This window comes from Sulfitobacter brevis (assembly GCF_900112755.1).
GTDB classification, from domain to species: Bacteria; Pseudomonadota; Alphaproteobacteria; order Rhodobacterales; family Rhodobacteraceae; genus Sulfitobacter; species Sulfitobacter brevis.
This window is the reverse complement of the sequence record NZ_FOMW01000002.1, coordinates 23,235-46,193: the sequence shown is the minus strand read 5'-3', so window position 1 is coordinate 46,193 and position 22,959 is coordinate 23,235. Positions and strand designations below refer to the sequence as shown.

At 57.3% G+C, this 22,959-nt stretch carries 22 protein-coding genes, 1 tRNA gene and 2 pseudogenes; 19 read left to right on the top strand and 6 right to left on the bottom strand.

Annotation, left to right across the window (positions count from 1 at the left end):
- The first annotated feature begins 44 nt into the window (after positions 1-44).
- The 13 genes and pseudogenes from BM174_RS02685 to BM174_RS20750 form a co-directional block, all read left to right on the top strand.
- Positions 45-1,688, top strand: a complete 1,644-nt coding sequence (locus BM174_RS02685) for a BCCT family transporter (protein WP_093922299.1) — start codon at positions 45-47, stop codon at positions 1,686-1,688.
- Positions 1,689-1,787: 99 nt separating this feature from the next.
- Positions 1,788-3,011 carry an aminotransferase class V-fold PLP-dependent enzyme gene (locus tag BM174_RS02680; protein ID WP_093922298.1) on the top strand — a complete coding sequence of 408 codons (1,224 nt, stop codon included), beginning with the start codon at positions 1,788-1,790 and terminating at the stop codon, positions 3,009-3,011.
- A 68-nt stretch (positions 3,012-3,079) separates the two neighbouring features.
- The gene (locus BM174_RS02675) at positions 3,080-4,504 is read left to right on the top strand and encodes a cryptochrome/photolyase family protein (protein WP_093922297.1); all 1,425 of its coding nucleotides are present in this window, start codon (positions 3,080-3,082) and stop codon (positions 4,502-4,504) included.
- A gap of 62 nt (positions 4,505-4,566) precedes the next feature.
- Positions 4,567-5,778 carry an SAM-dependent methyltransferase gene (locus tag BM174_RS02670; RefSeq protein ID WP_093922296.1) on the top strand — a complete coding sequence of 404 codons (1,212 nt, stop codon included), beginning with the start codon at positions 4,567-4,569 and terminating at the stop codon, positions 5,776-5,778.
- 36 nt (positions 5,779-5,814) lie between these two features.
- Positions 5,815-6,255 carry a TrgA family protein gene (locus BM174_RS02665; RefSeq protein ID WP_093922295.1) on the top strand — a complete coding sequence of 147 codons (441 nt, stop codon included), beginning with the start codon at positions 5,815-5,817 and terminating at the stop codon, positions 6,253-6,255.
- Between the two features lie 4 nt (positions 6,256-6,259).
- Positions 6,260-7,393, top strand: coding sequence for an NUDIX domain-containing protein (locus tag BM174_RS02660; RefSeq protein ID WP_093922294.1), 1,134 nt, complete (start codon positions 6,260-6,262; stop codon positions 7,391-7,393).
- Positions 7,394-7,408: 15 nt separating this feature from the next.
- The gene (locus tag BM174_RS02655; RefSeq protein ID WP_093922293.1) at positions 7,409-8,443 is read left to right on the top strand and encodes a cysteine synthase A; all 1,035 of its coding nucleotides are present in this window, start codon (positions 7,409-7,411) and stop codon (positions 8,441-8,443) included.
- Positions 8,443-10,845, top strand: a complete 2,403-nt coding sequence (locus BM174_RS02650) for a DUF3772 domain-containing protein (RefSeq protein ID WP_093922604.1) — start codon at positions 8,443-8,445, stop codon at positions 10,843-10,845. Before BM174_RS02655 ends, BM174_RS02650 begins: the two co-directional genes overlap by 1 nt.
- Positions 10,842-11,561, top strand: coding sequence for an alanyl-tRNA editing protein (locus tag BM174_RS02645; protein WP_093922292.1), 720 nt, complete (start codon positions 10,842-10,844; stop codon positions 11,559-11,561). Before BM174_RS02650 ends, BM174_RS02645 begins: the two co-directional genes overlap by 4 nt.
- Before the next feature lie 92 nt (positions 11,562-11,653).
- A tRNA-Ser gene (locus BM174_RS02640) sits at positions 11,654-11,743 on the top strand.
- Positions 11,744-12,090: 347 nt separating this feature from the next.
- Positions 12,091-13,317 carry a hypothetical protein gene (locus tag BM174_RS02635; RefSeq protein WP_143092413.1) on the top strand — a complete coding sequence of 409 codons (1,227 nt, stop codon included), beginning with the start codon at positions 12,091-12,093 and terminating at the stop codon, positions 13,315-13,317.
- Positions 13,318-13,578: 261 nt separating this feature from the next.
- Positions 13,579-13,860: pseudogene (locus tag BM174_RS20755) on the top strand (transposase); the annotation flags it as partial.
- A 183-nt stretch (positions 13,861-14,043) separates the two neighbouring features.
- A pseudogene (locus BM174_RS20750) lies at positions 14,044-14,484 on the top strand (hypothetical protein); the annotation flags it as partial.
- 10 nt (positions 14,485-14,494) lie between these two features.
- Here the strand turns inward: BM174_RS20750 and BM174_RS21540 are convergent.
- Both BM174_RS21540 and rpsU read right to left on the bottom strand, forming a co-directional pair.
- A complete protein-coding gene (locus tag BM174_RS21540) occupies positions 14,495-14,617 on the bottom strand; it encodes a hypothetical protein (protein WP_281244834.1) in 123 nt (40 codons plus the stop codon).
- 373 nt (positions 14,618-14,990) lie between these two features.
- Entirely contained in the window at positions 14,991-15,191 is a 201-nt protein-coding gene (gene rpsU / locus BM174_RS02625; RefSeq protein WP_040700433.1) for a 30S ribosomal protein S21, read from the bottom strand.
- Positions 15,192-15,515: 324 nt separating this feature from the next.
- On the opposite strand from rpsU, the gene BM174_RS02620 reads away from it, so the two are divergent.
- The 4 genes from BM174_RS02620 to BM174_RS21320 all read left to right on the top strand — a co-directional run bounded on the left by BM174_RS02620 (position 15,516) and on the right by BM174_RS21320 (position 17,009).
- On the top strand, positions 15,516-15,878 hold the full coding sequence (locus BM174_RS02620; RefSeq protein WP_093922290.1) for a hypothetical protein: 363 nt from the start codon (positions 15,516-15,518) through the stop codon (positions 15,876-15,878).
- Positions 15,879-16,039: 161 nt separating this feature from the next.
- A complete protein-coding gene (locus BM174_RS02615) occupies positions 16,040-16,459 on the top strand; it encodes an antitoxin Xre/MbcA/ParS toxin-binding domain-containing protein (RefSeq protein WP_093922289.1) in 420 nt (139 codons plus the stop codon).
- A gap of 107 nt (positions 16,460-16,566) precedes the next feature.
- Positions 16,567-16,737 (top strand): GFA family protein, encoded by a 171-nt coding sequence (locus BM174_RS21820; protein WP_483883278.1) that lies wholly within the window; start codon positions 16,567-16,569, stop codon positions 16,735-16,737.
- Entirely contained in the window at positions 16,734-17,009 is a 276-nt protein-coding gene (locus tag BM174_RS21320; protein ID WP_245766244.1) for a GFA family protein, read from the top strand. The genes BM174_RS21820 and BM174_RS21320 overlap by 4 nt, the downstream gene beginning before the upstream one ends.
- 87 nt (positions 17,010-17,096) lie before the next feature.
- On the opposite strand, the gene BM174_RS02605 is transcribed toward BM174_RS21320, so the two are convergent.
- Entirely contained in the window at positions 17,097-17,387 is a 291-nt protein-coding gene (locus tag BM174_RS02605; RefSeq protein WP_093922288.1) for a hypothetical protein, read from the bottom strand.
- A gap of 234 nt (positions 17,388-17,621) precedes the next feature.
- Between BM174_RS02605 and BM174_RS02600 the strand changes: the two genes are divergently transcribed.
- Positions 17,622-19,238, top strand: coding sequence for a GMC family oxidoreductase (locus tag BM174_RS02600; RefSeq protein ID WP_093922287.1), 1,617 nt, complete (start codon positions 17,622-17,624; stop codon positions 19,236-19,238).
- A gap of 77 nt (positions 19,239-19,315) precedes the next feature.
- On the opposite strand, the gene BM174_RS02595 is transcribed toward BM174_RS02600, so the two are convergent.
- A complete protein-coding gene (locus tag BM174_RS02595; RefSeq protein ID WP_245766243.1) occupies positions 19,316-19,831 on the bottom strand; it encodes a hypothetical protein in 516 nt (171 codons plus the stop codon).
- A 310-nt stretch (positions 19,832-20,141) separates the two neighbouring features.
- Between BM174_RS02595 and BM174_RS02590 the strand changes: the two genes are divergently transcribed.
- Entirely contained in the window at positions 20,142-20,399 is a 258-nt protein-coding gene (locus tag BM174_RS02590) for a transposase (RefSeq protein ID WP_093922285.1), read from the top strand.
- Between the two features lie 378 nt (positions 20,400-20,777).
- Here BM174_RS02590 and BM174_RS02585 read toward each other — a convergent pair whose 3' ends face one another.
- Positions 20,778-21,542 carry a copper-binding protein gene (locus BM174_RS02585; RefSeq protein WP_093922284.1) on the bottom strand — a complete coding sequence of 255 codons (765 nt, stop codon included), beginning with the start codon at positions 21,540-21,542 and terminating at the stop codon, positions 20,778-20,780.
- A 46-nt stretch (positions 21,543-21,588) separates the two neighbouring features.
- Positions 21,589-22,947, bottom strand: a complete 1,359-nt coding sequence (locus BM174_RS02580; RefSeq protein ID WP_143092412.1) for a multicopper oxidase family protein — start codon at positions 22,945-22,947, stop codon at positions 21,589-21,591.
- Positions 22,948-22,959 lie beyond the last annotated feature (12 nt).

The following is a 22,959-nucleotide window of genomic DNA, read 5'->3' as shown; positions in this document are numbered from 1 at the left end:
ATATTTTAGTGCATCACGGCCCGTCACCTATGGAGGGAACAGCCATGAGCGACACGACCTCGCACGGGATACCGGAGCCTGACGGTATCGCAGATATTATTGAGACAGATTATGAAATTGGACAGGACAATTTCGAAGGAAGTATCGGCCCTTTCGGGATGGATATCCACAACCCCGTTTTCGCGATTTCGGGGGCTGCAATTGTGGCTTTTGTCTTTTATACCATCGCATTGCCGGAACAGGCCTCTGGTATATTCTCGGCGATGTTCGATTTTACCACAAAGAACTTTGACTGGTTCTTGCTGGGCGCTGCCGACATCGCGGTCATCTTTGCGCTCATGCTGATTATCACGCCCTTGGGCAAGGTCCGTTTGGGCGGTGATGAAGCTGTTCCGGATTATACCTATGCGGGGTGGTTTTCGATGCTCTTTGCCGCAGGCATGGGCATTGGCCTGATGTTTTACGGCGTGTCGGAACCATTGACGCATTTCTCGACCTCTTTGGGTGAGACATCGATTGGCGATAATGGTTTGCGCAGCGACTGGGCCCCTTTGGGCGCGGCGACGGGCGATGAGGCGGCCTCAGTACGTTTGGGCATGGCAGCGACGATCTTTCACTGGGGTCTACACCCTTGGGCGATCTATGCAATTGTCGCGCTGGCGCTGGCTTTGTTCACCTACAACAAGGGCTTGCCACTGACGATCCGCTCGGCATTTTACCCGATCTTGGGCGAACGTGTCTGGGGCTGGCCGGGCCATATCATTGATATCATCGCGGTTTTTGCCACGCTATTTGGTCTGGCGACATCGTTGGGTCTGGGTGCGACACAGGCCAATGCGGGGTTGAACGAGCTTTTCGGCGTGCCGATGGGTCAGACATCGCAAGTGGTGCTGATCACAGTTATCACGGCGATTGCTTTGGTGTCGGTGCTGCGCGGCCTTGATGGCGGCGTTAAGATACTGAGCGAGATCAACATGGGGCTGGCAGCGTTGCTGGCGCTGTTCACGCTGATTGTCGGGCCGACGGTATTCCTGATTACCTTCTTTTGGGATTCACTGGTGGCCTATGTGCAATATCTGCCGCAACTTGCAAATCCCTTTGGCCGCGCGGATGTGAACTTTTCGCAAGGCTGGACCTCGTTCTATTGGGCGTGGTGGATCAGCTGGTCACCTTTCGTCGGTATGTTTATCGCACGGATCAGCCGTGGCCGCACGGTGCGTGAGTTTATCACCTGCGTACTGCTGATCCCGTCTATTGTTTGCGTCATGTGGATGTCGATCTTTGGCGGCACTGCAATCCATCAGGTGCTGACAGACAGCTATACTGGGGCACAAGACGCGGATCTGCCGCTGCAATTGTTCCGGATGTTGGATCAATTGCCACTGGCCTCGATCACCTCGTTTATCGGGATTGTGCTGGTTGTAGTGTTTTTCGTTACCTCGTCAGATTCGGGATCACTGGTGATTGATACGATTACCGCCGGGGGCAAGGTTGACGCGCCGGTACCGCAGCGGGTGTTCTGGTGCATCTTCGAAGGTGCCGTGGCCATTGCGCTGTTGATTGGCGGCGGGCTGGCGGCCTTACAATCCATGGTGATTTCCACCGGTCTGCTTTTCACCGTGCTGCTGATGTTGATGTGTTGGTGCATCTTCCGCGGTTTGCAGGATGAGCGTGCCAAGGCCAAATAAGCCTGCAACATGTGACGATTTTGACGGCGGCCCTTCGAGGCCGCCGTTTTTCGTTTTCAGCGGCTTGACCTTGGCGGGCTTGCGGAGGACCTTCGCGCTATGACACTTGATTCAAAATGGGTCCGGGCCCAATTTCCCGCCTTTGCCGAGCCCGCCCTTCAGGGGCAAGCTTTCTTTGAAAACGCGGGCGGGTCCTATACCTGCCAGCCGGTGATTGACCGGTTGTTCCGGTTTTACACCCAGCGCAAGGTGCAGCCCTATGCGCCCTATGAGGCCAGCAGCCTTGGCGGGCAGGAGATGGACGAGGCCCGCCGCCGGATGGCCGCCTTGCTTGGGGTTGCTACCGACGAGCTGAGCTTTGGCCCCTCGACCACGCAAAACACCTATGTTCTGGCGCAGGCCTTCGGGCAGATGTTGCAGCCGGGCGAAGCGATTGTGGTGACCAATCAGGACCACGAGGCCAACACCGGACCGTGGCGCAGGCTGGCCGAGCGCGGCATCGAAGTGCGTGAATGGCAGATCGACCCCGAGACCGGATACCTCGACCCCAACCGGCTCGAAGACCTGCTGGACGAAAAGGTCCGGTTGGTGTGTTTTCCGCATTGCTCCAACGTGGTCGGCCAGATCAACCCGGTGACCGAAATCACCGCGCTGGCCCATGCCGCAGGTGCTTTTGTTTGTGTTGACGGGGTGTCTTACGCGCCGCACGGCTTTGTCGATGTGGGCGATCTTGGGCCGGATATTTATTTGTTTTCGGCCTATAAAACCTTTGGCCCGCATCAGGGGCTGATGGTGATCCGACGTGCGCTGGCGGAACTGCTGCCCAATCAGGCCCATGTGTTCAACGCTGGCACGCTTTATAAGCGTTTCACCCCTGCGGGGCCGGATCATGCGCAGGTGGCGGCCTGCGCGGGTATGGCCGATTATGTTGATGCGTTTTACGCCCATCATGTAGGCGGTGATGCGGCCCCAGCCGCGCGCTCGGTGGCGATGCACGATGTGATGCGCGACCATGAGACAAAGCTGCTGCAACCACTGCTGGATGCGGTGAGCAATCGCAATGCGGTGCGGCTGATCGGACCAGAGAACGCGCAGGGCCGCGCGCCCACAGTGGCATTGGCCACCAGCCGTCCGGCGGGCGAGATTGCGGCAGACCTGGTCAAACACGGAATCATGGCAGGCGGCGGTGATTTTTACGCAGGGCGGGCACTGTCGGCAATGGGGGTCGATCCGGCCAAAGGTGTGCTACGGCTCAGCTTTACTCACTACACGACGCAGGCCGAAATCGATCAACTTTTGAACGCCTTGGATGATGTTTTGTGAAACCAATTCCTTGATCGCTGCGTGTCTGACCTAGGTTCTGGTTCAGGCCAGCATCAAAGGACAGGGTATTGAACGACACATCTCCCATTCTCATATGGTTTCGCCGCGATCTAAGGTTGAGCGATCATGCCGCGCTGACTGCGGCTTGCCAAACTGGCCGTCCGGTGATTCCGGTGTTCATCCATGACGGATTGGTGGAGAAGCTGGCCGCAGCCCCAAAATGGCGGCTGGGCTTGGGTGTGGGGGCCTTGGCCGAGACGCTAAGTGCCAAGGGTAGCCGGTTGATCCTGCGCCGCGGTGGCTGCGCGTTGAGCGAAATACAAAAGCTGATCTGCGAAAGCGGCGCTGGCGCAGTCTATTGGTCGCGGCTCTATGATCCTGAAACGGTATCGCGCGATACCTCCCTGAAAGAAGCCTTGCAGACCGACGGTATCGACGTGCAGTCCTTTGGCGGACATCTGATGTTCGAGCCGTGGACTGTGGAAACCAAGACTGGTGGGTATTACAAAGTTTACACGCCGTTCTGGAATAACGTGAAGGCGCGGGGCGTGGACATGCCGCGCGGCACGCCTGCCGCCCTCAAATCCCCCGCGACCTGGCCCGCGTCGGATACGCTGGCCGAATGGCGGATGGATGCCGCGATGGATCGTGGGGCTGCTGTGGTGCGGCCTTTCGTGCAGCTTGGCGAGCAGGCAGCACAAGCGCGGTTGGGCCATTTCATTGATGAGATCGTCAGCAACTACAAGGCGACGCGGGATATTCCTGCGGCGGATGGGACCTCGAACCTATCGGAAAACCTGTCGCTGGGTGAAATCTCTCCGCACCAGTGCTGGCATGCTGGCATGCGTGCGTTACAAGAAGGCAAAGCCGGTGCCGAGACCTTTTTGAAAGAGCTGGTCTGGCGCGAGTTTGCCTACCACCTGATGCATCACACCCCGCGTATCCTTGATCGGAACTGGCGTGAGGATTGGGATGCGTTTCCGTGGAAAGACGATGCCCGCGCCACTGAAGTTCGGGCATGGAAAAAGGGCCGCACTGGCGTGCCTTTCGTCGATGCCGCGATGCGCGAGCTTTATGTGACCGGACGGATGCACAATCGGGGCCGGATGATCGTGGCCAGTTATCTGACCAAACATTTGCTCACCGATTGGCGCATCGGGCAGAAATGGTTCGAGGAGTGCCTGATCGATTGGGATCCGGCCAGCAATGCGATGGGCTGGCAGTGGTCGGCAGGCTCGGGGCCGGATGCGACGCCCTATTTCCGCGTGTTTAACCCCGCGACCCAATTGGAAAAGTTCGATCCGAACCGGGCTTATGCTGACCGCTGGATTGCCGAAGGCCGCGATGCTCCGCATCAGGACGCGCTTTCATTTTTCGATGCGATCCCGCGTCATTGGGGCATGCAGCCGGACGATGGCTATCCTGATCCCATCGTAGCGCTGGATGCAGGCCGCAAGCAGGCTTTGGCCGTTTACGAGAACCGCCGTTTTTAACAATTGTCAAATTGGATCAAGCGGTTAAAATTGAACCGACTTGCCCCCCATGAGGAGTGGCCATGATTTTAACTAATGTCGAAGGACAGTCGGATCTTCCGCGATACTTCACTCGTGTTTTCGCAATGGCGCAAAACATGCAGCACGGGCGGGTCGATTTTGCACTGCCCGACGGCCGCACTTTTCGCGCCGAGGGGGCAAAGCCGGGGCCGGTGGCCGAAATCCGTATCCATAACAATGATCTGTTTGCGCGCCTGATCCGGGAGGGCGACCTTGGATTCTGTGATGCCTATCTGGATGAATGGTGGTCTACGCCCGATTTGCAGGCGTTCATGGATCTGGTTCATGCAGGCAACGAAGACATATATGACGGCTTTCCGGGCATGGGCTTGCTGCGTAGTTTCGAAAAGTTCCGCTTTTGGATGCAGCGCAACAATCGCGGCCAGGCGCGCAAGAACATCAGCTTTCACTATGATCTGGGCAACGAGTTCTATGGTCTATGGCTCGATGACACGATGACCTATTCCTCTGCTTATTTCGAAGGCGGCGCACAGGCATCTCTGGAAGCCGCACAGATCGCCAAATACAAGCTTCTGGTCGATCAATTGGGCGTGCAACCCGGTGATCATGTGCTGGAGATCGGCTGTGGCTGGGGTGGCTTTGCCGAATACGCCGCTAAAGAGCGCGGGTTGAAAGTGACGGGGCTCACGATCAGCGAAGAGCAGATCAACTATGCGCGTGATCGCATTGAAAAGGCAGGGCTTTCTGACGTAGTTGATTTTAAACTTCAAGACTACCGCGATGAGCAGGGGCTCTACGACGGCATCGCCAGCGTCGAGATGTTCGAAGCCGTGGGCGAGCAATATTGGCCAGTGTATTTCGACACGCTGCGCAATCGCCTCAAGCCCGGAAAGGCCGCAACCCTACAGATCATCACGGTCGCTGACCGGCGGTGGAAGGTCTATAAACGCGGGGTGGATTTCATTCAGAAATACATCTTTCCGGGCGGCATGCTGCCCAGCCCCACAGCGTTGCGTCAACAGGTGGAGCGTGCCGGTCTGGTTGTGGATCGCTCTGTCGAATTTGGCAAAAGCTATGACCTGACCCTGCGGCGCTGGCATGAAACCTTTAACCAAAAGTGGGATCAGATCGCCGATCTGGGCTTTGATGAACGCTTCCGGCGGATGTGGAATTTTTACCTCACTTCCTGCGCCGCTACATTTGACAGTGGAAATTGTGACGTAACGCAGATTACGGTAAGGCGTCCGGGCTGACATTTGGCCCGACGCAAGACTGTAAAGGACCGCTAGATGCCCAGTGCCGCGCGACTGATGGGCGCCATTTGTTTGGCGATCGTTGCCTATGTGATCTCGGGAATGGTGATTCCGTTGCTGCCGGATAGCACCGATTTTGGTAATTTTGTTCCGATTAACGTGACCTTGGGCCTTCTTGCCGGTTGGTTTATCATGGGGCCGCGTGCAGGTCGGGGTACCACGGCGGGTATTAACAACGGGCTAACGGGCGTGCTTGTACTGATGCTCTGGGGGATCGGCGCGCAGGCAGTTTTCGAAATGGTACGCCTTGCCATGCGCAACCGATATGACGGCGCTTTCGAGGCGCTTGTGGCGGTGTTCACCATCTGGGCGGAATATGCGGTCTTGGTCGCAACGGCCCCGATTGGCATTGCACTGATCGTCTCGGCGGTTATTTCTGGCCTTCTGACCGAATTTGCGGGAAAGCGCTGGAGCTAATTACTTGAGAAATTTGTTTTTTTACGGCTCGCTGCGGCATTTGCCGCTGTTGGAGATCGTTTTGGGGCGCGATGCCAGCACCATCGAGACGCAATCGCTGGCGCTGAATGACCACGTTGTTTCGGCGGTGGCGGAAGGCCCGTTTCCGATGATCGAGGCGCAAAGCGGCGCGCAGGCTGCAGGGCTGTTGGTCCAAGGCCTTTCGGCGCAGGATATTGACCGCTTGGATTTCTACGAAGGCAGCTTTGCCTACGATCTGCTTGCAGTGAAATTGGCAGACGGGCAGGGCGCCGAGGTCTATTTTCCCCAAGCAGGCCTGTGGACCCCGCGGGGGCCGTGGTCGCTTGGGGAGTGGCAGCACAAATGGGCGGAGCTGTCGTGCATCGCGGCACGGGAGGTGATGTCATATTACGGGCGCAAGCCGCGGGAGGATGTGGCGCAGATGTTCCCGATGATCCGGTCGCGCGCGCAGGCGCGGATCAACGCCGTCACCACACGGCACGGGAGCGGCACCTTTCAGGGCAAGGTCGAGATCGTCGAGCGCACCCGCACTTATGCTGAGTTTTTCGCGCTAGACGATATCTATCTGCGCCATCAGCAGTTCGATGGCACAATGACCGAGACACTGGATCGTGCGGTATTTATCGCCACCGATGCTGCACTGGTCTTGCCCTATGATCCGGTGCGTGACCGTGTGCTTTTGGTTGAACAGATGCGCATGGGGCCCTTGGCCCGTGGCGACCGCACTTTATGGCAGCTAGAGCCCATCGCAGGCCGCATTGATGCGGGCGAAAGCCCTGAGGCTTGTGCGCGCCGCGAAGCCCGAGAAGAAGCGGGCCTGACCCTTGGCGCACTGGAACCCGTGGCCGAAGTATACGCCTCGCCGGGTACATCAACAGAATTTTACTATATCTATGTGGGCATCGCCGATCTGCCTGACACTGTGACAGGTACAGGCGGTCTGGACGCGGAGCATGAGGATATACGCTCGCATTTGCTCAGCTTTGACGCCTTGATGGATCTGGTTGATACGCTAAGTGCAGCAAACGCGCCACTGGTACTTGCTGCGTTCTGGCTGGCACGTCACCGCGACCGCTTGAGATCGTTGCGGGGGGGAGCTAAACCAGAGGTCAATTGAATTTTGGGGGCACCTATGCACGTCGCATCTGATCTGGCACAGGCCATCGGCAATACACCACTGATCCGGCTTCGCCAAGCCAGCGAAGAAACCGGATGTGACATCTACGGCAAGGCCGAGTTTATGAACCCCGGCCAGTCGGTCAAGGACCGCGCCGCTTTGTTCATCATCCGCGATGCGATTGCCAATGGCACGCTCAAGCCCGGCGGCACGATTGTCGAAGGCACGGCGGGTAACACAGGCATCGGCCTCGCACTGGTTGGTGCCTCGATGGGGTTCAAGACCGTTATCGTTATTCCTGAGACGCAAAGTCAGGAAAAGAAGGACATGTTGCGCCTTGCAGGGGCCGAACTGGTGCAGGTGCCCGCCGCGCCTTACCGCAATCCCAACAACTTTGTACGATATTCCGAGCGTCTGGCCAAAGAGCTTGCCCGCAGCACGAATGAAGGCGTGATTTGGGCCAACCAGTTTGACAACGTTGCCAACCGTCAGGCCCATATTGAAACGACCGGCCCCGAAATCTGGGAACAGACCGACGGCAAGGTTGACGGTTTTTGCTGTGCTGTCGGCTCCGGAGGCACGCTGGCAGGCATCGCGATGGCGCTGCAGCCCAAGGGCGTCAAGATCGCGCTGGCCGACCCTGATGGCGCGGCGCTGCACAGCTTTTACACCACGGGCGAGCTTGCAGCCGAGGGCGGGTCCATCGCCGAAGGCATCGGGCAGGTGCGCATCACCAAAAACCTCGAAGGTTTCACACCTGATTTCAGCTATAATATCCCCGATAGCGAAGCGCTGCCTGAAGTCTTTGACATGCTGAAGAACGAGGGGCTGTGCCTTGGCGCGTCTTCGGGTGTGAACGTGGCGGGGGCCAAGCGCATGGCGCGCGAAATGGGGCCAGGGCACACGATTGTCACCATCCTGTGCGACTTTGGCACGCGCTATCAGTCAAAGCTCTTCAACCCCGAGTTCCTGCGCGAAAAGGGCCTGCCGACGCCGGACTGGCTTGATAAGGCACCTGCCTCCATCCCCGGTGTGTTCGAAGACTCATGATGACTTTTATTCTGCGAGGTTTCGCGGTCCTCGGGCTGGTGTTCGGCCTCGCGACAGCTATTCTGGCGCAAGACGACATCAGCGCCGATCTTGACCGTTGGGAAACGATGGCCGCGCGCGCAGAAGCCGTTGTGGACGACGAAAGTGCGACCGACGACACCTATCGCGCCCTGCGCGCCAGTGTCGCAAGCTATCGCAGCGAATTTGATGCCGCGCGGAACCTGAATGCCGCACGGATCGAAGTGCTGCGTGAACAAATCGCCGCCCTTGGCACCCCGCCCGAGGGCGAGGGCGCCGAGCCGGAAGATGCCGAAATAACCGCGCAGCGCACCGAACTGACCGCACAGTTAAATACGCTGCTGGCGCCTGTCCAACGCGCCGATTCCGCCTATGTGCGCGCCGATGGTCTGATCAAGGAAATCGACAACATCCTGCGCGAACGACAGACGCAAGAACTGTTGTCGTTGACCCCCACTCCGTTGAACCCCGTCAATTGGGGCATTGCCCTTGGCGACCTGCGCGCCGCGCTTGCAGCCATTGCGAATGAGTCAAACGCCGAAGTTGCTGAGCTTTCGCGCAGCGATCTGCGCGAGACCCTGCCATTGGCTCTCGGTATTGCGGCCGTTGGTTTCCTGTTGGTGCTGCGGGGCCGAAAGTGGGCCACGATGCTGGTCGGTCGGTTGCAGCGTACGGGCGCGCGGGGCCTTGGCATCTGGCGCTTTGTGGTCTCGTTGTTCCGGATCATTTTGCCCTTGTTGGGGCTATTGTTGCTGGCGACTGGCGCGGTCATGTCTGGCGTCCTGGGTCCAATTGCTATTCAGATCGTCCGTCTGCTGCCCTTGATCGGCGCGATTGTGCTTGGATTTCGCTGGGTATCGGAACGCGTCTTTGCCCGTGATGCCGACGAAGCGCTGATCTTGCTGGAACCGCCGATGCGCACCCGTGGGCGGTTTTATGTCAGCGTGATTACTGTCGCCATCGTTATACAGGTGATCTTGCTGCAGGTCATCCAGATCGGCACGCCAGCTGTCAGTTCCGAGCCGGTCGTTGCCTTCCCGTTTTTCGTGGTCATCAGCTTTGCGCTCTTTAACCTCGGCAAACTTCTGCGCGGTTACACGGATACCGAAACGCCGACGGGGGACCCTGATGAGACCCGCGTCAGCACCCTAAGCCGCGTGGTGCGCGCACTAGGGCTTGGCGCGGTAGTCGTGGCCTGCATCGCGCCCTTGATGGCTGCGGCGGGTTACTACCAGCTCGCCGATGCGGTGCAGGGCCCCTATGTGCTCAGCCTCGCAGTACTGGGATTGGTCATGGCGTTGCAACGGTTCAGCGCCGATGTTTACGGCGCGGTGACGGGTCAAGGCGAACACGCGCGCGAGACCTTGATGCCTATCCTGTTTGGGATCTTGCTGGTCTTGCTTGCCGCCCCCGTTTTGGCGCTGATCTGGGGCGCGCAGGTCACTGACCTGACCGAGCTTTGGGCCGCCTTCAGCCGCGGTTTCGCCATCGGGGAAAGCCGCATTTCGCCGACCGATTTCCTCGCCTTCGCGCTGATCTTTGTCTTTGGCTATTTCCTGACGCGGCTCATTCAGGGCGCGTTGCGCAGCTCGGTGCTGCCCAAAACCAAGATCGACATCGGCGGGCAAAATGCCATCGTCTCAGGTCTTGGCTATATCGGTATTTTTCTGGCGGCGTTGCTGGCGATCACCGGAGCGGGGATCGATCTCAGCGCCTTGGCCTATGTGGCAGGCGCCCTGTCGGTCGGGATCGGTTTTGGCCTGCAAAACGTGGTCTCCAACTTTGTGTCGGGGATCATCTTGTTGATCGAGCGACCGATTTCCGAGGGCGACTGGATCGAGGTCGGCGGGCAGATGGGCTATGTCCGCGACATCTCCGTCCGTTCAACGCGGATTGAGACATTTGACAGAACAGATGTGATCGTGCCCAACGCCGATCTGATCAGCGGCACGGTCACCAACTACACCCGTGGCAACACGGTCGGGCGCGTGATCGTCCCCGTGGGTGTGGCCTATGGCACCGATACCAAAAAGGTCGATCGGATCCTGCGCGAAATCGCCGAGGACCAGCCGATGGTGCTCGCAAACCCGCCTGTCGCCGTGCACTTCATCCGCTTCGGAGCAGATTCGCTCGATTTCGAGATCCGCTGCTATCTGCGCGACGTCAACTTCACCATGCCGGTGAAGACCGCAATCAACCACGAGATCAACGCCCGCTTTATCGCCGAAGAGATCGAGATACCCTTCGCGCAGCGCGATGTTTGGTTGCGCAACCCCGAAGCCCTCACACCACGCACAGCAGAGCCCGCACCGCCTGCTACCGAGTTGGAAGAGGGCAGCGCTCCAAGGCAGGTACCGGACGGCTTGGCAGGCTCGAACGCATGACCAAAGCCCTGTTTCGAACCGACGCGTATCTTCGCGATGCGCCAGCCCGCGTTGCCGCTCATACCCCGGAGGGTGGCGTGGTGCTGGACGCGACGGTGTTCTATCCCGCAGGCGGCGGCCAGCCCGGTGATTCCGGCTGGCTTGATTGGGATGGCAGACGTCTGCCGATTGCCACAGCGATCAAGGGGCAGGGGGACGATATAATCCTTGTGCCGTCCGAGCCCGAGCAATTGCCCCCGCTGGGCGCGCATATCACCCAATCGCTTGATTGGGACCGGCGGCACCGTTTCATGCGCGTGCATACGGCGCTGCACCTTTTGTCGGTCGTGATGCCCTTTGCGGTCACGGGCGGGCAGATTTCGGCAACCCACGGCAGGCTTGATTTCGACATGCCCGACGCCCCGCAAGACCGCGAGATGATGGAGGCCGAGCTTAACGAATATATCAGCATGGACGCACGGGTCAGCGAAGAGTGGATTACCCGCGCCGATCTGGAAGCCGCGCCGCAGATGATCAAGACGATGGCCGTGAAACCCCCGCGCGGGGTCGAGCAGATCCGCTTGATACGGATTGGCGAGGAGACCGGCTGGATCGACCTGCAGCCCTGCGGCGGCACCCATGTCGCTCGCACCGGAGAGATCGGCGGTTTGCGTCTGGGTAAGATCGAGAAAAAAGGCCGGTTGAACCTGCGGGTTTATGTGCATCTCGACACCTGAGGCCGCGGGGCGGAAAACTTGGGGAACTTCCGCAGATAAGCGGGATTTCCCTCTTGCAACTTAGGGACTGCTCACGCTAAACCCCCGCTCACGGATCGGTGGCCGAGTGGTCGAAGGCGCACGCCTGGAAAGTGTGTAGGCGGGAGACCGTCTCCAGGGTTCGAATCCCTGTCGATCCGCCATTACATCTTTAATTCTAGATAGCTGTCAAAGTCTTAGAAGTCGGTAAGGCAAACGCGTACTCCATTGCGTCCGTCACTTCGATTTGCCACGGCGAAGTTGTTATGTTGGAATTGATCTTTGAATTGGCTCGTGAGGGGGGGGGCATTGCAGAAGACGCCGTTCTGGAAGGCCGATTTTTTCCATGCTGCTTGAATTGGGTCTCGCGATGCGTCCAACCTAGATTACAGAAGCTTGTTTGAGCGAACTGATTTTCCGCAAGTTTGCCTGAAATAGCAAGTGAAGATAGTACGCAATACGGCCACGATTTTGCTGCATAGAGAGCTGGATTTGCAGTTTTCGGCAGAATATGGTACAAATTCTCTCATATTACCGCAGTAAGTGGGATTTTATAATGGGACTTGCTCCGACGCCAGTCGTGCCACTTGACCCGCTTTTGCAGCAATTTCTTCGACTTGTAGAAGTGTTTGAGGCGAACCCGACTCCGGCTGGATTGCGAGAACTTGAGAGATTAGCCACGCATCTTATGGCGCGTGCACGTCAGCTGGGCCCTGCCGCGCTCGCGTTATTGCAAGGCGCAGTAGCGCGTGTGCTTGCCGTTCTGGTCAGCCCGACGGTGGTGATTTGGGCGGGGGCAATCGCCGGGGCCGCGTTGTTGTGGTGGGGGTTTTTTACAGTGCTCTCTGAACAAATCAAATTCCCAGACCCCAGTGTTGCCGCCGATGCGGCGATTGCGGCCATTCAGGCGCAACTTTTCGGGTGGGGAGTCGAATTTTGGAATGGGGCTGCGCGCAGATGCTGGGAGGCCTTCAAAGAAAGTTTGATCGATTTGATTAATCGTGCGGGTAGCATGAAATCGGTTCTTGGAAGCCCCGAGTGGCTGCCTAAATACAAGCTTCTAATCGGCGCATTGCTGAAATGCGTTCTGGGCGATTTGGGGTCGCTGACCGTCGGCATGCGGGACAAGCTTGCTGACTTGCTTCAGAAAATGCTGGTCGCTTCGGGCTTGCTGGCTGGTGGCTTGCTTGCAGGTGCTGGAGCCGCTGACGCAGCTGAACCCCACGATCAGGACGTTGCAGATGCAGTTAAAACGCTGGGGCTGACAGGTATTCCACGTGGAGATGGCTTCGGATACTGCGAAAGTCGGCCGCTTGACGAGGCCGAGGGCGCAGATTCGCATGAAGATGGAGAAGTACTTGCGGAAGAAGCTCCGTGCGATCCGATGCCATGGGATGTCGAGCTTCGTGTCGATTTGCCGCTGTCAGGATTCCCGGATGTGGATCTAGATAAACGCAAAGCGATTCTTGCGTGCTGGATGAAGTATTACGAGGACCTGATTGTTCAAGACCGCGGTGCCTTGCGTAAAAGAGATGATGATACGGACACTCGACGCGAAGATTTGTTGCGTTTGCGCCTGCAGGTTAATCGGCGCGAGCTGGAACGCCTTCGCCGTGCCAAACAGAACACGGACCGAGAATGTCAACTGCGTGAATTGCGGCGTAGCCCGACGGTTCTTGCTCCTCCTATGGAGAGCCGATTAAGATTGCGCTTCCCTGATCTATCCAATCCATTTTGATAGATCACTGGTTTTGCCAACGTCTCTGGGCGTTGCTCTTTCAAAGCAACCCGGATTTTTAAGGTCTGCAATGGCCTTCAAAGCAGACTTCGCTTCTCTATGATGCAAAGGTCCGCGTTCCGCCTGCCTTGCAAAATGTTATTCAATCAAGATGGAGATTTCGCACTTAAAATGTGCGACATCCCCTAAATTAAATCCCTGCGCAAATAGCTTCCTGAATCTCCTGGAGTTTGTCGGAGACCATCAACTTAAGTAAGGATGATGGTCTCCGACAAAAAGCAAAATGGCAAATCGCCAGAGGTCCGCGCACCTGCGGTCCGGATGGTGTTTGAGCATCAAGGCTCCTACGAAACGCAGGCGGGTGCGATTGCGGCCGTTGCACCCAAGATTGGCTGTATTCCCCTAACTATGAGCGGATGGGTCAAGTAGGCTGAGAAGGACAGCGGCATGCGGGCTGGCGTGACAACCGAAGAACGAGATCGCATCAAGGCGCTGGAACGGGAAAAACGTGAGCTGCGCCAGGCAAATGAAATTCTCCGCAAGGGCGAGGCCTTTGTCCGCCATTGGTCCGAGGACAATGGACGGGCGCTTATTTTGCGCCCACTCTCATCGTTTGCAATGCAAACGACTGCCGTGCAGCGGGACGGAACCCGACCGCCCACTGAAGCGATGATCGCCTTCATTCACTGCCCGTCAGGGCATTGCATAGCAATGTCCAGAGAGGGGTGGCAGGGCTTTGTCTATGTAGCCTTCGCATCGACACATTCGCAGATCGCATCGTCGGGTGGCGGGTCTCACGGTCCGCCAAAACGGACTTTGTTCTCCCCTCTCGGGACATTGCCGCCCACTGCCCTGCCGGGCAGTGGGCGGCAATATTTGTCAATTCGCTACACCGAGCGTTTGGCTGAGGCTGGCATCGAACCGTCGGTCGGCAGCGTCGGGGATTCCTACGACAACGCCCTCGCTGAAACGATAAATGGTCTCTACAAAACCGGGTTGGTTCGTCGTCAGGGCTCGTGGCGTAACATGCAGGATATGGAAATACCCACCCTCGGCTGGGTCGATTGGTTCAACAACCGGCGTCTGCTTGGTCCCATCGGAAACATCCCGCCAGCGGAGGCTGAACAGAACTTCTATGCACAGCACGACGTGCTCGATATGGTCGCATGAAGTGAAGCTACAGGTCTCTGGTAATACCGGGGCGATTCAGATCGCCAGCCACCTGTTTGCGTGTCAGCCCACTGGTCAGCGCGATTTGCACCGCGTCCTCGCGGAATTCGTCCGTCCGTTTCAGTCCCATAGTTCACCTCCTTTGCTGCAGTAAATGCTAACAAAGGAGCGGCACGAAGCCGCGACAGGTCCATTCCGGCATTCAGGGTCATTCTGAGACTGGTTCGATTTCGTCTGACAGCACCGCCAATACCCTCTTGGCAAGATTCCAATGCTGAGCGTTGCCCGACTGCCTGCATTTTGGCGGTACGATTTAGTCAATCGGTAATATGTGAACGGCACATTTTTGTAATTTAAGCATCAGGTGATGTGTGCGGTGGATAAGGTACGATATGCATGCCTTGGGTGGTAGCTGTGCATAACACCACTTATCCCACAACGAAAAACCCCCGCTGCGCTGGGGCAACGGGGGTTTCGGTCGTAGCGCATAAAAGTGATTTAAATCACCCTTCGCGTTCCAATTTCTTGCGTGCGAGCTTACGGGCACGGCGGATAGCTTCAGCTTTCTGACGCGCGTTCTTCTCGGAGGGCTTCTCGAAATGTTGCTTGAGCTTCATTTCGCGGAATACGCCTTCCTTCTGAAGTTTTTTCTTCAGGACCCGAAGAGCCTGATCGACGTTGTTGTCGCGAACACTGACCTGCATGTGGTTTACACCACCTTTCTAGTTTGAAGTTGCAATAATTTGCAGGAAGTTTGCCCATACCAACGTTGCGATCATTTGTACAGCCCGAGAGTTACGAAAAAGGGATAGAACAGCCGCGTATAACTTAAGTGATGCTATACAGGCGTTTGAGGCGCTAGCGAACGTGAAACTGTGCTGCGGTGTACTTCACGAGCCATATGCGATAGGCATCTCGAGATGCGCCGCCTTTCTGGCACGCATGGCTTTTTCAAAAATGATTTGGTTTGGCATGCCTCACGGCAGCCGTTCCCGATGCTCCGAGAAATCGGACGAAAGGAATATTACATGGAATTACCCGCAGCGATCCAAGGCGAGTCCCTCACACGCCTGTTGCAGGGCTTCGGCCTTGGTGCGGTTGTCGCAATGGGTGTCGGATTTGGGTGGGGCGGCTGGACATTGGCCAGCACCGCCGCAGACCAAACCGAAACCGAGACGACAGCCGCCGTCGTCGCCGCTTTGGCTCCGATCTGCGTCAAAGAGTTCAAAGCGGACGCACAGGCATCCGTCAACATGACCGCGCTTATGGAAGAATCCAGCTACAAGCGCGACGATATGTTGGAAAAAGCTGGCTGGGCCACCTTCGCGGGTAGCGACAAGCCAACACCAGGTGTCGCGAAGGAATGTGCCGAGCGTCTGACGGAAACTTAAACCACAAAATCTCGGTGACCAGAGGCGACTTTGGTCACCGTTAACGTCGGTCAATTGTACCGGCTTAGCCTGTTGAAAAATCGTTAAATCTAGGCGCTACATCCATCAGGTTGCGTTTCAGTACCATAGCTGTCACGCCGTCCCCCAAAGGGAGATTGGCGATGAATGGCAAACTCACACGCGCAACAGAGGTCGATCGGGTTGCGGAGCTTTTGGGCCTGCCGGAACACATCAACGATACTGAATCTCTCAACACCGAGGTTGCCAACGGTCTACCCGCGGCATCTTTGGAGAAAATCCTAACAGTCTTGGCCTCTCGACCGGTGCTGAATATTATTTCAGAGCGGGCGTTTCGACGGGCCAAAAGCGAAAAACTCCCGATCAGTGCCGTCAACAGCCAGATCCTCTATGATTTCGCCCGCGCTTATGTCGTTGCGGATAGAGTTCTCCACGGCAACGGGGCGTTGGTCATGCGCTTTCTGGAGAAGCCAAGCCCCGATTTCGATGGCGCACCGCCAATGGCCCTGGCAATTTCTAGCCCTGCGGGCGCGGATGCGGTAATCGAGCTGCTGAATAGCTGAGCCAACAAAGACGAAGCGACCGTGGCTAAGGCCACCAACACCATATTTCCTCTCGTGACGCTGTCGTGCAATGTATTAGCATGCATGTAGACGAATGGAGATGACATATGAGCGAAGTGGTCGGTTTTCTTGAAGGTCATTGCCTGTGTGGCAGTGTGAAAGTGCGCGTCGACGGCCTGCACGACCCACGGGCCGGTGGCTGCCATTGTCGCATGTGCCAACGCTGGTCCGGGGATTGTTTCTTTGCTTTAGTGCCGCTGCGGAAGCCGTGGAAGTGACAGGCCCTGTCACCCGCTATGCCTCCAGCCCGTTTGCAGAGCGGGCATTCTGCGCGACCTGCGGCTCACACCTCTGGATGCGAAACCTGAACGAGCAAGACCAGGACTACGACCTAATGCCGGGTTTGTTTGACGAGGCCCGCGGCTGGCCGCTCCGCTCGGAGATTTACACCGACTGTGCGATGGCATCGATTGCCCTAAAGGGCGATCACGATCGTGCAACGGCAGCGGCGTACGAGGCCAAGAAGGCACATACGAAAGCGGACCAATAAGGCAGGTGGGCATCCATCTGCGGCGGGTGATTTACTTAGTCAGGCAAAGAGGCGGTGTTTTCGCCGGCGACATGTATCGCCCCAACCTCAAACGTCCGCAACAATCTCGCCTTTCATTTCGCCGGTCAGCCTTGTTTGATCATCCCGGTGGATCGACTTGCGCACCTCGTCGATCTTCAGTTCAGCTGCGTCTCTGGTGGCTTTATCTGGCCATTCCGTGATCGCGGCGGTCGTCCGCGCGCTTGTGCGCACGATGGTAATCCGGCTCGCCCCGAAACTCTTCAGCGCGGGAAGCCGCTTTTCCTCGATCGCGCGCAAGGACACGTTATAGTCGGTGCCGTCGGCGATTTCCCATGTGGTAATAGTGATGTAGCGCATATGTCCCTCCATCATTTACCAGTTGATAATACCACAATTCGCCCAACCTGTATGCCGGATAGTGTCAGTGTTAATCTTCGCTCCAATCGCGGCGGGCGCGTGACTTGCACTGCAATGTCGGGAATACCTGACAGACAATGTGACCTACGCTGTTGAAACGCGGAAGAGATTTGCGCCTGGCAGGTTGAAGAACCCGTCGGCGCGGCCTAACGATTGCCTAGGATGGAGTGCAGAATGACCGAAATTTCCCGCCTTGATGGCGATTACGATTACATCATCGTCGGGGCAGGGACCGCGGGCTGTGTGTTGGCCAACCGTCTGACCGAAAACCCGAAAACGCGGGTCTTGTTGTTGGAGGCGGGCAAGTCCGACAATTACCATTGGGTGCATGTGCCGGTTGGCTATCTCTATTGCATCGGCAATCCGCGCACCGACTGGATGATGAAAACCGCCGCTGAGCCTGGCCTGAACGGGCGCAGCCTTGTGTATCCGCGCGGCAAGGTGCTGGGTGGCTGCACCTCGGTCAACGGCATGATTTATATGCGCGGGCAGGCGGCAGATTATGACCATTGGCGGCAGCTGGGCAATACCGGCTGGGGCTGGGACGATGTGCTGCCCTACTTTCTGAAATCCGAAGACCACCACGGCGGCGATACGGATTTGCACCGGCAGGGCGGCAACTGGAAGGTCAGCAAACAGCGGTTGAAGTGGGACATTCTTAAGGCGGTTCAGGAGGGCGCGAAAGAGTTCGGCATCATGCCGCGTGCCGATTTCAATGATGGGGATAACGCGGGCTCCGGCTTTTTCGAGGTTAACCAGGACAAGGGCCGTCGCTGGAGCACCGCGCGGGGGTTCTTGCGTCCCGCGATGAAACGGCCAAATCTGCGGGTCATTACCGAGGCGCATAGCGACCGGCTAATCCTCGAAGGCAAGACCGCACGTGGCATCAGGTTTCGCCACAAGGGCAAGGACTTCGAGGCTTTTGCAAATGCCGAAGTGCTGCTTTGTGCAGGTGCGATCAACTCGCCCAAGCTGTTGGAACTCTCAGGCATAGGCAGGGCAGATGTGCTGGCCGATCAGGGCATTGACGTGCAACACGAGAGCAACGGCGTTGGGGAAAACCTGCAAGACCATCTGCAAATCCGTACGGTTTACAAGGTCACAGGTGCGAAGACGTTGAACACGATGGTCAACAGCCTGTCCGGGAAGGCGCGTATCGCGCTTGAATACGGGCTGAACCGCTCCGGCCCGCTGTCGATGGCCCCCAGCCAGTTCGGCATGTTCACCAAGTCCGACCCGTCGCTGGCCACGCCCGATCTGGAATACCACGTACAACCGCTGTCCACGGACCGGCTGGGCGACCCACTGCATTCTTATCCGGCGATCACAATTTCGGTGTGCAATTTGCGCCCCGAGAGCATCGGTTCGTGCCACATCACGACATCCGACAGTGACACGCAGCCCGACATTCGCCTGAACTATCTCAGTGCAGACAATGACAAACGCATTGCGGTCAAATCGCTGAAACAGGCACGCGAGATCATGACAGCGCAGGCGCTGCATCGCTATGCGCCCGAGGAGGTCTTGCCCGGGCCGGGTTATGCCACCGACGCGGAGCTTCTCGCCAAAGCAGGCGACATTGCCACGACGATCTTTCACCCTGTCGGCACCTGCAAAATGGGGCAGGATACCAATGCGGTAGTAGGGACCGATCTGCGGGTCCACGGGATGCAGGGGCTGCGTGTAATCGACGCCTCTGTCATGCCACGCATCGTTTCGGGCAATACGGCGTCGCCCACGGTCATGATCGCCGAGAAAGCGGCGGATATGATCTTGCGAAGCGCGAACTGAGCCACGCAAGCGGCGCGCGGTTTAATGTGCGCCGTTCATCTGACGCGCAGCAGACCTTTCACAGGTCTCTGCCACCACTACTTTTTCTCAAGGAAGTTAAAGGCTTCTAAGATAGTGTCAGCCAACCCGTCGAAAAAACCGGGAGCGGTCACGTCGATAAGATCCTCGCCAGAAACCGGTGCGGCTTCAGCGCCGCCCTCGGCTGTTTTTATGGTAAAGTGAGTTGTCGGTGTATCGAGCAACTCTCGATAGCTCGCACCTTTGCCATGTTTCAGCACGTTGGTCATCAAGTAATACTGGTAAACCCGATCAGCGAGTTCAACTTCTCCGGCCTCCGCCAACAGAGACCTCAATTTTCTCGAAAACGGACCACGTTTGAAATGGTGCTGCATCCTCGCCTCAAAAACCGAGAAGATGTCGATTGCCGTATCTTTGAGCCCTTGTGTCGCGCTGCGAAGCTCTTCTCCGCCCGTTCCGGTAGTCGCCTGTTCCGCGACGAGATTCGAAGCTTCAACAATGCGATCTTCGAACGTCCTGGCGTTTGCCTTCGCTGCTGAGACCAGTTCGGGTAGGCTCTGTGACGCGTCCATCATATTCTCCTTAAGGTGCCACTCCCGTTAAAGCCAAGCGACTAGGAATGATAGTGCTCGCCTATGCAATTGTCTGACGTCAGGTCCTATGGGTCCAAAAGTGTCCGTCGTCAGAGTTTTCAGAACCAAAGGCGGCTAAATTTAGAAGAGTGTCTGGCTCATCTGATTGGTTGCATTATGCGGCGCGTTGGCGGCGTTGCAAGCGCCGCGCCTCAAGTGCTTTTCGTTTGATCTGAGCTACCCCTCGAACATCGGACACTGACGTAAGCTGCGATTTGAAGCTTGCTGATCTTCAACACGAAGGAGATCAGGAATGTCGAAACGGAAGCAACATCACCCAGAATTCAAAGCCAAGGTGGCGTTGGGAGCGCTGAAAGGCGAAGAGATTGTCAGCGAGCTGGCCAGTCGGTTTGGGGTTCACCCGACGATGATCCATCAATGGAAACGTGCATTGCTTGCGGGCGCATCTGGTGTGTTCGAGCGAGGCAGCCGGAAGGCACAGGAAGTCGATGAAGTGCAGGTCAAAGACCTGCATATCCCATTGCCCGACAGCACATGCTTGCATGTATGAGAGGAGAGATTGGGGAGTTAACCGTCGTCAACGATTTTTTGGCCAGAAAGCTCAAACCCTGGAGCGGCAAGTGAGGTGCAAGATGATTGAGCCGAACATTCCGGGTCTGTCCGTGGGCAAGCGATGTACCCTGCTGTCGATCTCGCGGTCGTCATTTCACTATGACCCAAGGGTGAGAGCGAGATGAACCTCGATCTGATGCGCGTCATCGATTGCCCGGCAGTCGAAATACAGTTTCGACGGGAAGGGCATTTTCCCATAAATTTTGAATTAGTTAGCCTACTTTTGCGGCTTGGATCGCGACTGGCGCCGCGCGATGGGCTGGGGCGCCCAACCCCGCAACACGCGCGGGATCGGGCCAGTTCTCAAGTATCTCGCTTACTTCATCGCGACGACGGTCAGCTTGCCTTTGACGCGCTCGGCGACGAACTGGATGTCCTTACCTTCTGCGAGCTTGGCGATGATCGCTTCGTCCGCGCGGAAGACCATTGTCATCGCAGGCATGTCGAGGTTCAGCAGGGGACCATGCGAGATGGTGACCTTACCGGCCTTGGTGTCGACCTTTTTGATCTTGCCCGAAGTGTACTCGGCAGGCGCTTTGGCTTCTGCTGTCACTTCCACTTTGGCTTCGGGCTCTTCCGCGGCAGCGTGGTCGTTTGCTGAGACGGTGATCGGGCCATGCATACCGGATTCGTAGTGGCCGGGGATCAGGCAGGCAAATTCGAACGTACCAGCGTTGGCGAAGGTCCAGACGATCTCGCCCGAACCACCTTCCATGAGGCGGATCGAGTTCGGATCATCATGCTCCATGTCCATTTTGGCCATGGCTTCTTTGTGTTCCTGATTGCCCTCGACAGTATCCAGCACAAACTCGTGCTCGATCTCGCCGCTGTTCTGGATCATGAACTTGATGGTTTCGCCCTGCTTGATCTCAAGATCATGGGGTTCAAAGATCATCTCGCCGTCGTCGGTTTCGCGCATTGTCACTTCGATCGTGCGGTCGACTTTGGCAGCATCGCCCGCCATGCCGATCTTCATTTCCATAGCATGGTCGTCGCCGTGGCCGCCGTCATGGCTGCCCGCTGCGAACGCAGGAGCCGAGAGGGTCAGGGCGAGGGTGGTGGTCAAAAGAAGATTTTTCATCGTTAAGTCCTTTGTGTTGCTCGTCTAGGTTTAGTCCAAGGGCCTGTTAGCCCTTGGAGGTAGGTTTGGGTGTCAGCAGGGTTTTGGGGCTGTTGTTTGAAGCGAAATCGGGCAATTCGCCGGTCCACTCATACGCCTGCTCGCCCGGAGGGTTCTCGTACCAACCGGGATCGGAGTAATCGTCCGCTTCGATGCCTTCACGCACCTTTACGACCGAAAACATGCCGCCCATTTCGATGGGGCCATGTGGCCCCCAGCCGGTCATCATGGGGATGGTATTATCCGGCAGCGGCATTTCCATCACGCCCATATCGGCCATCCCGTTGGTGCCCATTGGCATGTATTCGGGTTGGAAGGTCCGTATTTTTCGGGCGAGTGGTTTCTTATCCACGCCGATAAATGTGGGCACATCGTGGCCCATCGCGTTCATCGTGTGGTGTGACTTGTGACAATGGATCGCCCAGTCGCCAAGATGGTCGGCGGTGAACTCATAGGCGCGCATCGCACCGACGGGGATGTCGATGCTGACTTCGGGCCACTGTGCCTCTGGCGGCACCCAGCCACCGTCGGTGCAGGTGACCTTGAAGTCATAGCCGTGCATGTGGATCGGGTGGTTGGTCATCGTCAAATTCCCAACCCGCACCCGCACGCGATCGCCCTGATTGACCACAAGCGGATCAATGTCGGGGAAAATCCGGCTGTTCCATGTCCATAGGTTGAAGTCCGTCATCGTCATGATGCGCGGAATATAAGTGCCCGGATCAATGTCGAAAGCATTGAGCATGATCAGGAAATCACGGTCCACAGGCATGAAGTTCGGATCCTTGGGGTGCACGATAAACATGCCCATCATCCCCATCGCCATCTGCACCATTTCATCCGCATGCGGGTGATACATAAAGGTGCCCGATTTGGTCAGGTCGAACTCATAGACAAAGGTTTTGCCCGGTGGAATGCCCGGATGGCTCAGGCCACCCACACCGTCCATGCCCGAGGGCAGGATCAGACCATGCCAGTGCACCGAGGTATGTTCGGGCAGTTTGTTGGTCACATAGATCCGCACACGGTCGCCTTCGACGGCTTCAATGGTCGGGCCGGTGGACTGGCCATTATAACCCCAGAGCCGTGCGATCATACCGTCGGCAAGCTCACGCTCGACCGGCTCGGCGACTAGGTGGAATTCCTTGATGCCGTTGTTCATCCGGTGGGGCAGGGTCCAGCCGTTGAGGGTCACCACGGGGTTGTAGTCCGGCCCGGAGTTCGGGCGCGGCGTAATCGCGGTCTGGGCGCTGTCCATCACAGCGGCCTCGGGAAGCCCCATGTTTTCATGACGCGCCCATGCTTTTGAGGAAACCAATGCAGCACCTGCAGCGCCGGCCCCGAGTAATTGACGTCTGCTAATCATATCGTCGTTCCT

Bases quoted from the DNA above. Each gene is read 5' to 3' on its own strand.
- BM174_RS02685 (WP_093922299.1), top strand. From the start codon at position 45: ATGAGCGACACGACCTCGCACGGGATACCGGAGCCTGACGGTATCGCA.
- BM174_RS02680 (WP_093922298.1), top strand. From the start codon at position 1,788: ATGACACTTGATTCAAAATGGGTCCGGGCCCAATTTCCCGCCTTTGCC.
- BM174_RS02670 (WP_093922296.1), top strand. From the start codon at position 4,567: ATGATTTTAACTAATGTCGAAGGACAGTCGGATCTTCCGCGATACTTC.
- BM174_RS02665 (WP_093922295.1), top strand. From the start codon at position 5,815: ATGCCCAGTGCCGCGCGACTGATGGGCGCCATTTGTTTGGCGATCGTT.
- BM174_RS02655 (WP_093922293.1), top strand. From the start codon at position 7,409: ATGCACGTCGCATCTGATCTGGCACAGGCCATCGGCAATACACCACTG.
- BM174_RS02650 (WP_093922604.1), top strand. From the start codon at position 8,443: ATGACTTTTATTCTGCGAGGTTTCGCGGTCCTCGGGCTGGTGTTCGGC.
- BM174_RS02645 (WP_093922292.1), top strand. From the start codon at position 10,842: ATGACCAAAGCCCTGTTTCGAACCGACGCGTATCTTCGCGATGCGCCA.
- BM174_RS02635 (WP_143092413.1), top strand. From the start codon at position 12,091: ATGGTACAAATTCTCTCATATTACCGCAGTAAGTGGGATTTTATAATG.
- BM174_RS21540 (WP_281244834.1), bottom strand. From the start codon at position 14,617: ATGGGACTGAAACGGACGGACGAATTCCGCGAGGACGCGGTGCAAATC.
- rpsU (WP_040700433.1), bottom strand. From the start codon at position 15,191: ATGCAGGTCAGTGTTCGCGACAACAACGTCGATCAGGCTCTTCGGGTC.
- BM174_RS02620 (WP_093922290.1), top strand. From the start codon at position 15,516: ATGGAATTACCCGCAGCGATCCAAGGCGAGTCCCTCACACGCCTGTTG.
- BM174_RS02615 (WP_093922289.1), top strand. From the start codon at position 16,040: ATGAATGGCAAACTCACACGCGCAACAGAGGTCGATCGGGTTGCGGAG.
- BM174_RS21820 (WP_483883278.1), top strand. From the start codon at position 16,567: ATGAGCGAAGTGGTCGGTTTTCTTGAAGGTCATTGCCTGTGTGGCAGT.
- BM174_RS02605 (WP_093922288.1), bottom strand. From the start codon at position 17,387: ATGCGCTACATCACTATTACCACATGGGAAATCGCCGACGGCACCGAC.
- BM174_RS02600 (WP_093922287.1), top strand. From the start codon at position 17,622: ATGACCGAAATTTCCCGCCTTGATGGCGATTACGATTACATCATCGTC.
- BM174_RS02595 (WP_245766243.1), bottom strand. From the start codon at position 19,831: ATGATGGACGCGTCACAGAGCCTACCCGAACTGGTCTCAGCAGCGAAG.
- BM174_RS02590 (WP_093922285.1), top strand. From the start codon at position 20,142: ATGTCGAAACGGAAGCAACATCACCCAGAATTCAAAGCCAAGGTGGCG.
- BM174_RS02585 (WP_093922284.1), bottom strand. From the start codon at position 21,542: ATGAAAAATCTTCTTTTGACCACCACCCTCGCCCTGACCCTCTCGGCT.
- BM174_RS02580 (WP_143092412.1), bottom strand. From the start codon at position 22,947: ATGATTAGCAGACGTCAATTACTCGGGGCCGGCGCTGCAGGTGCTGCA.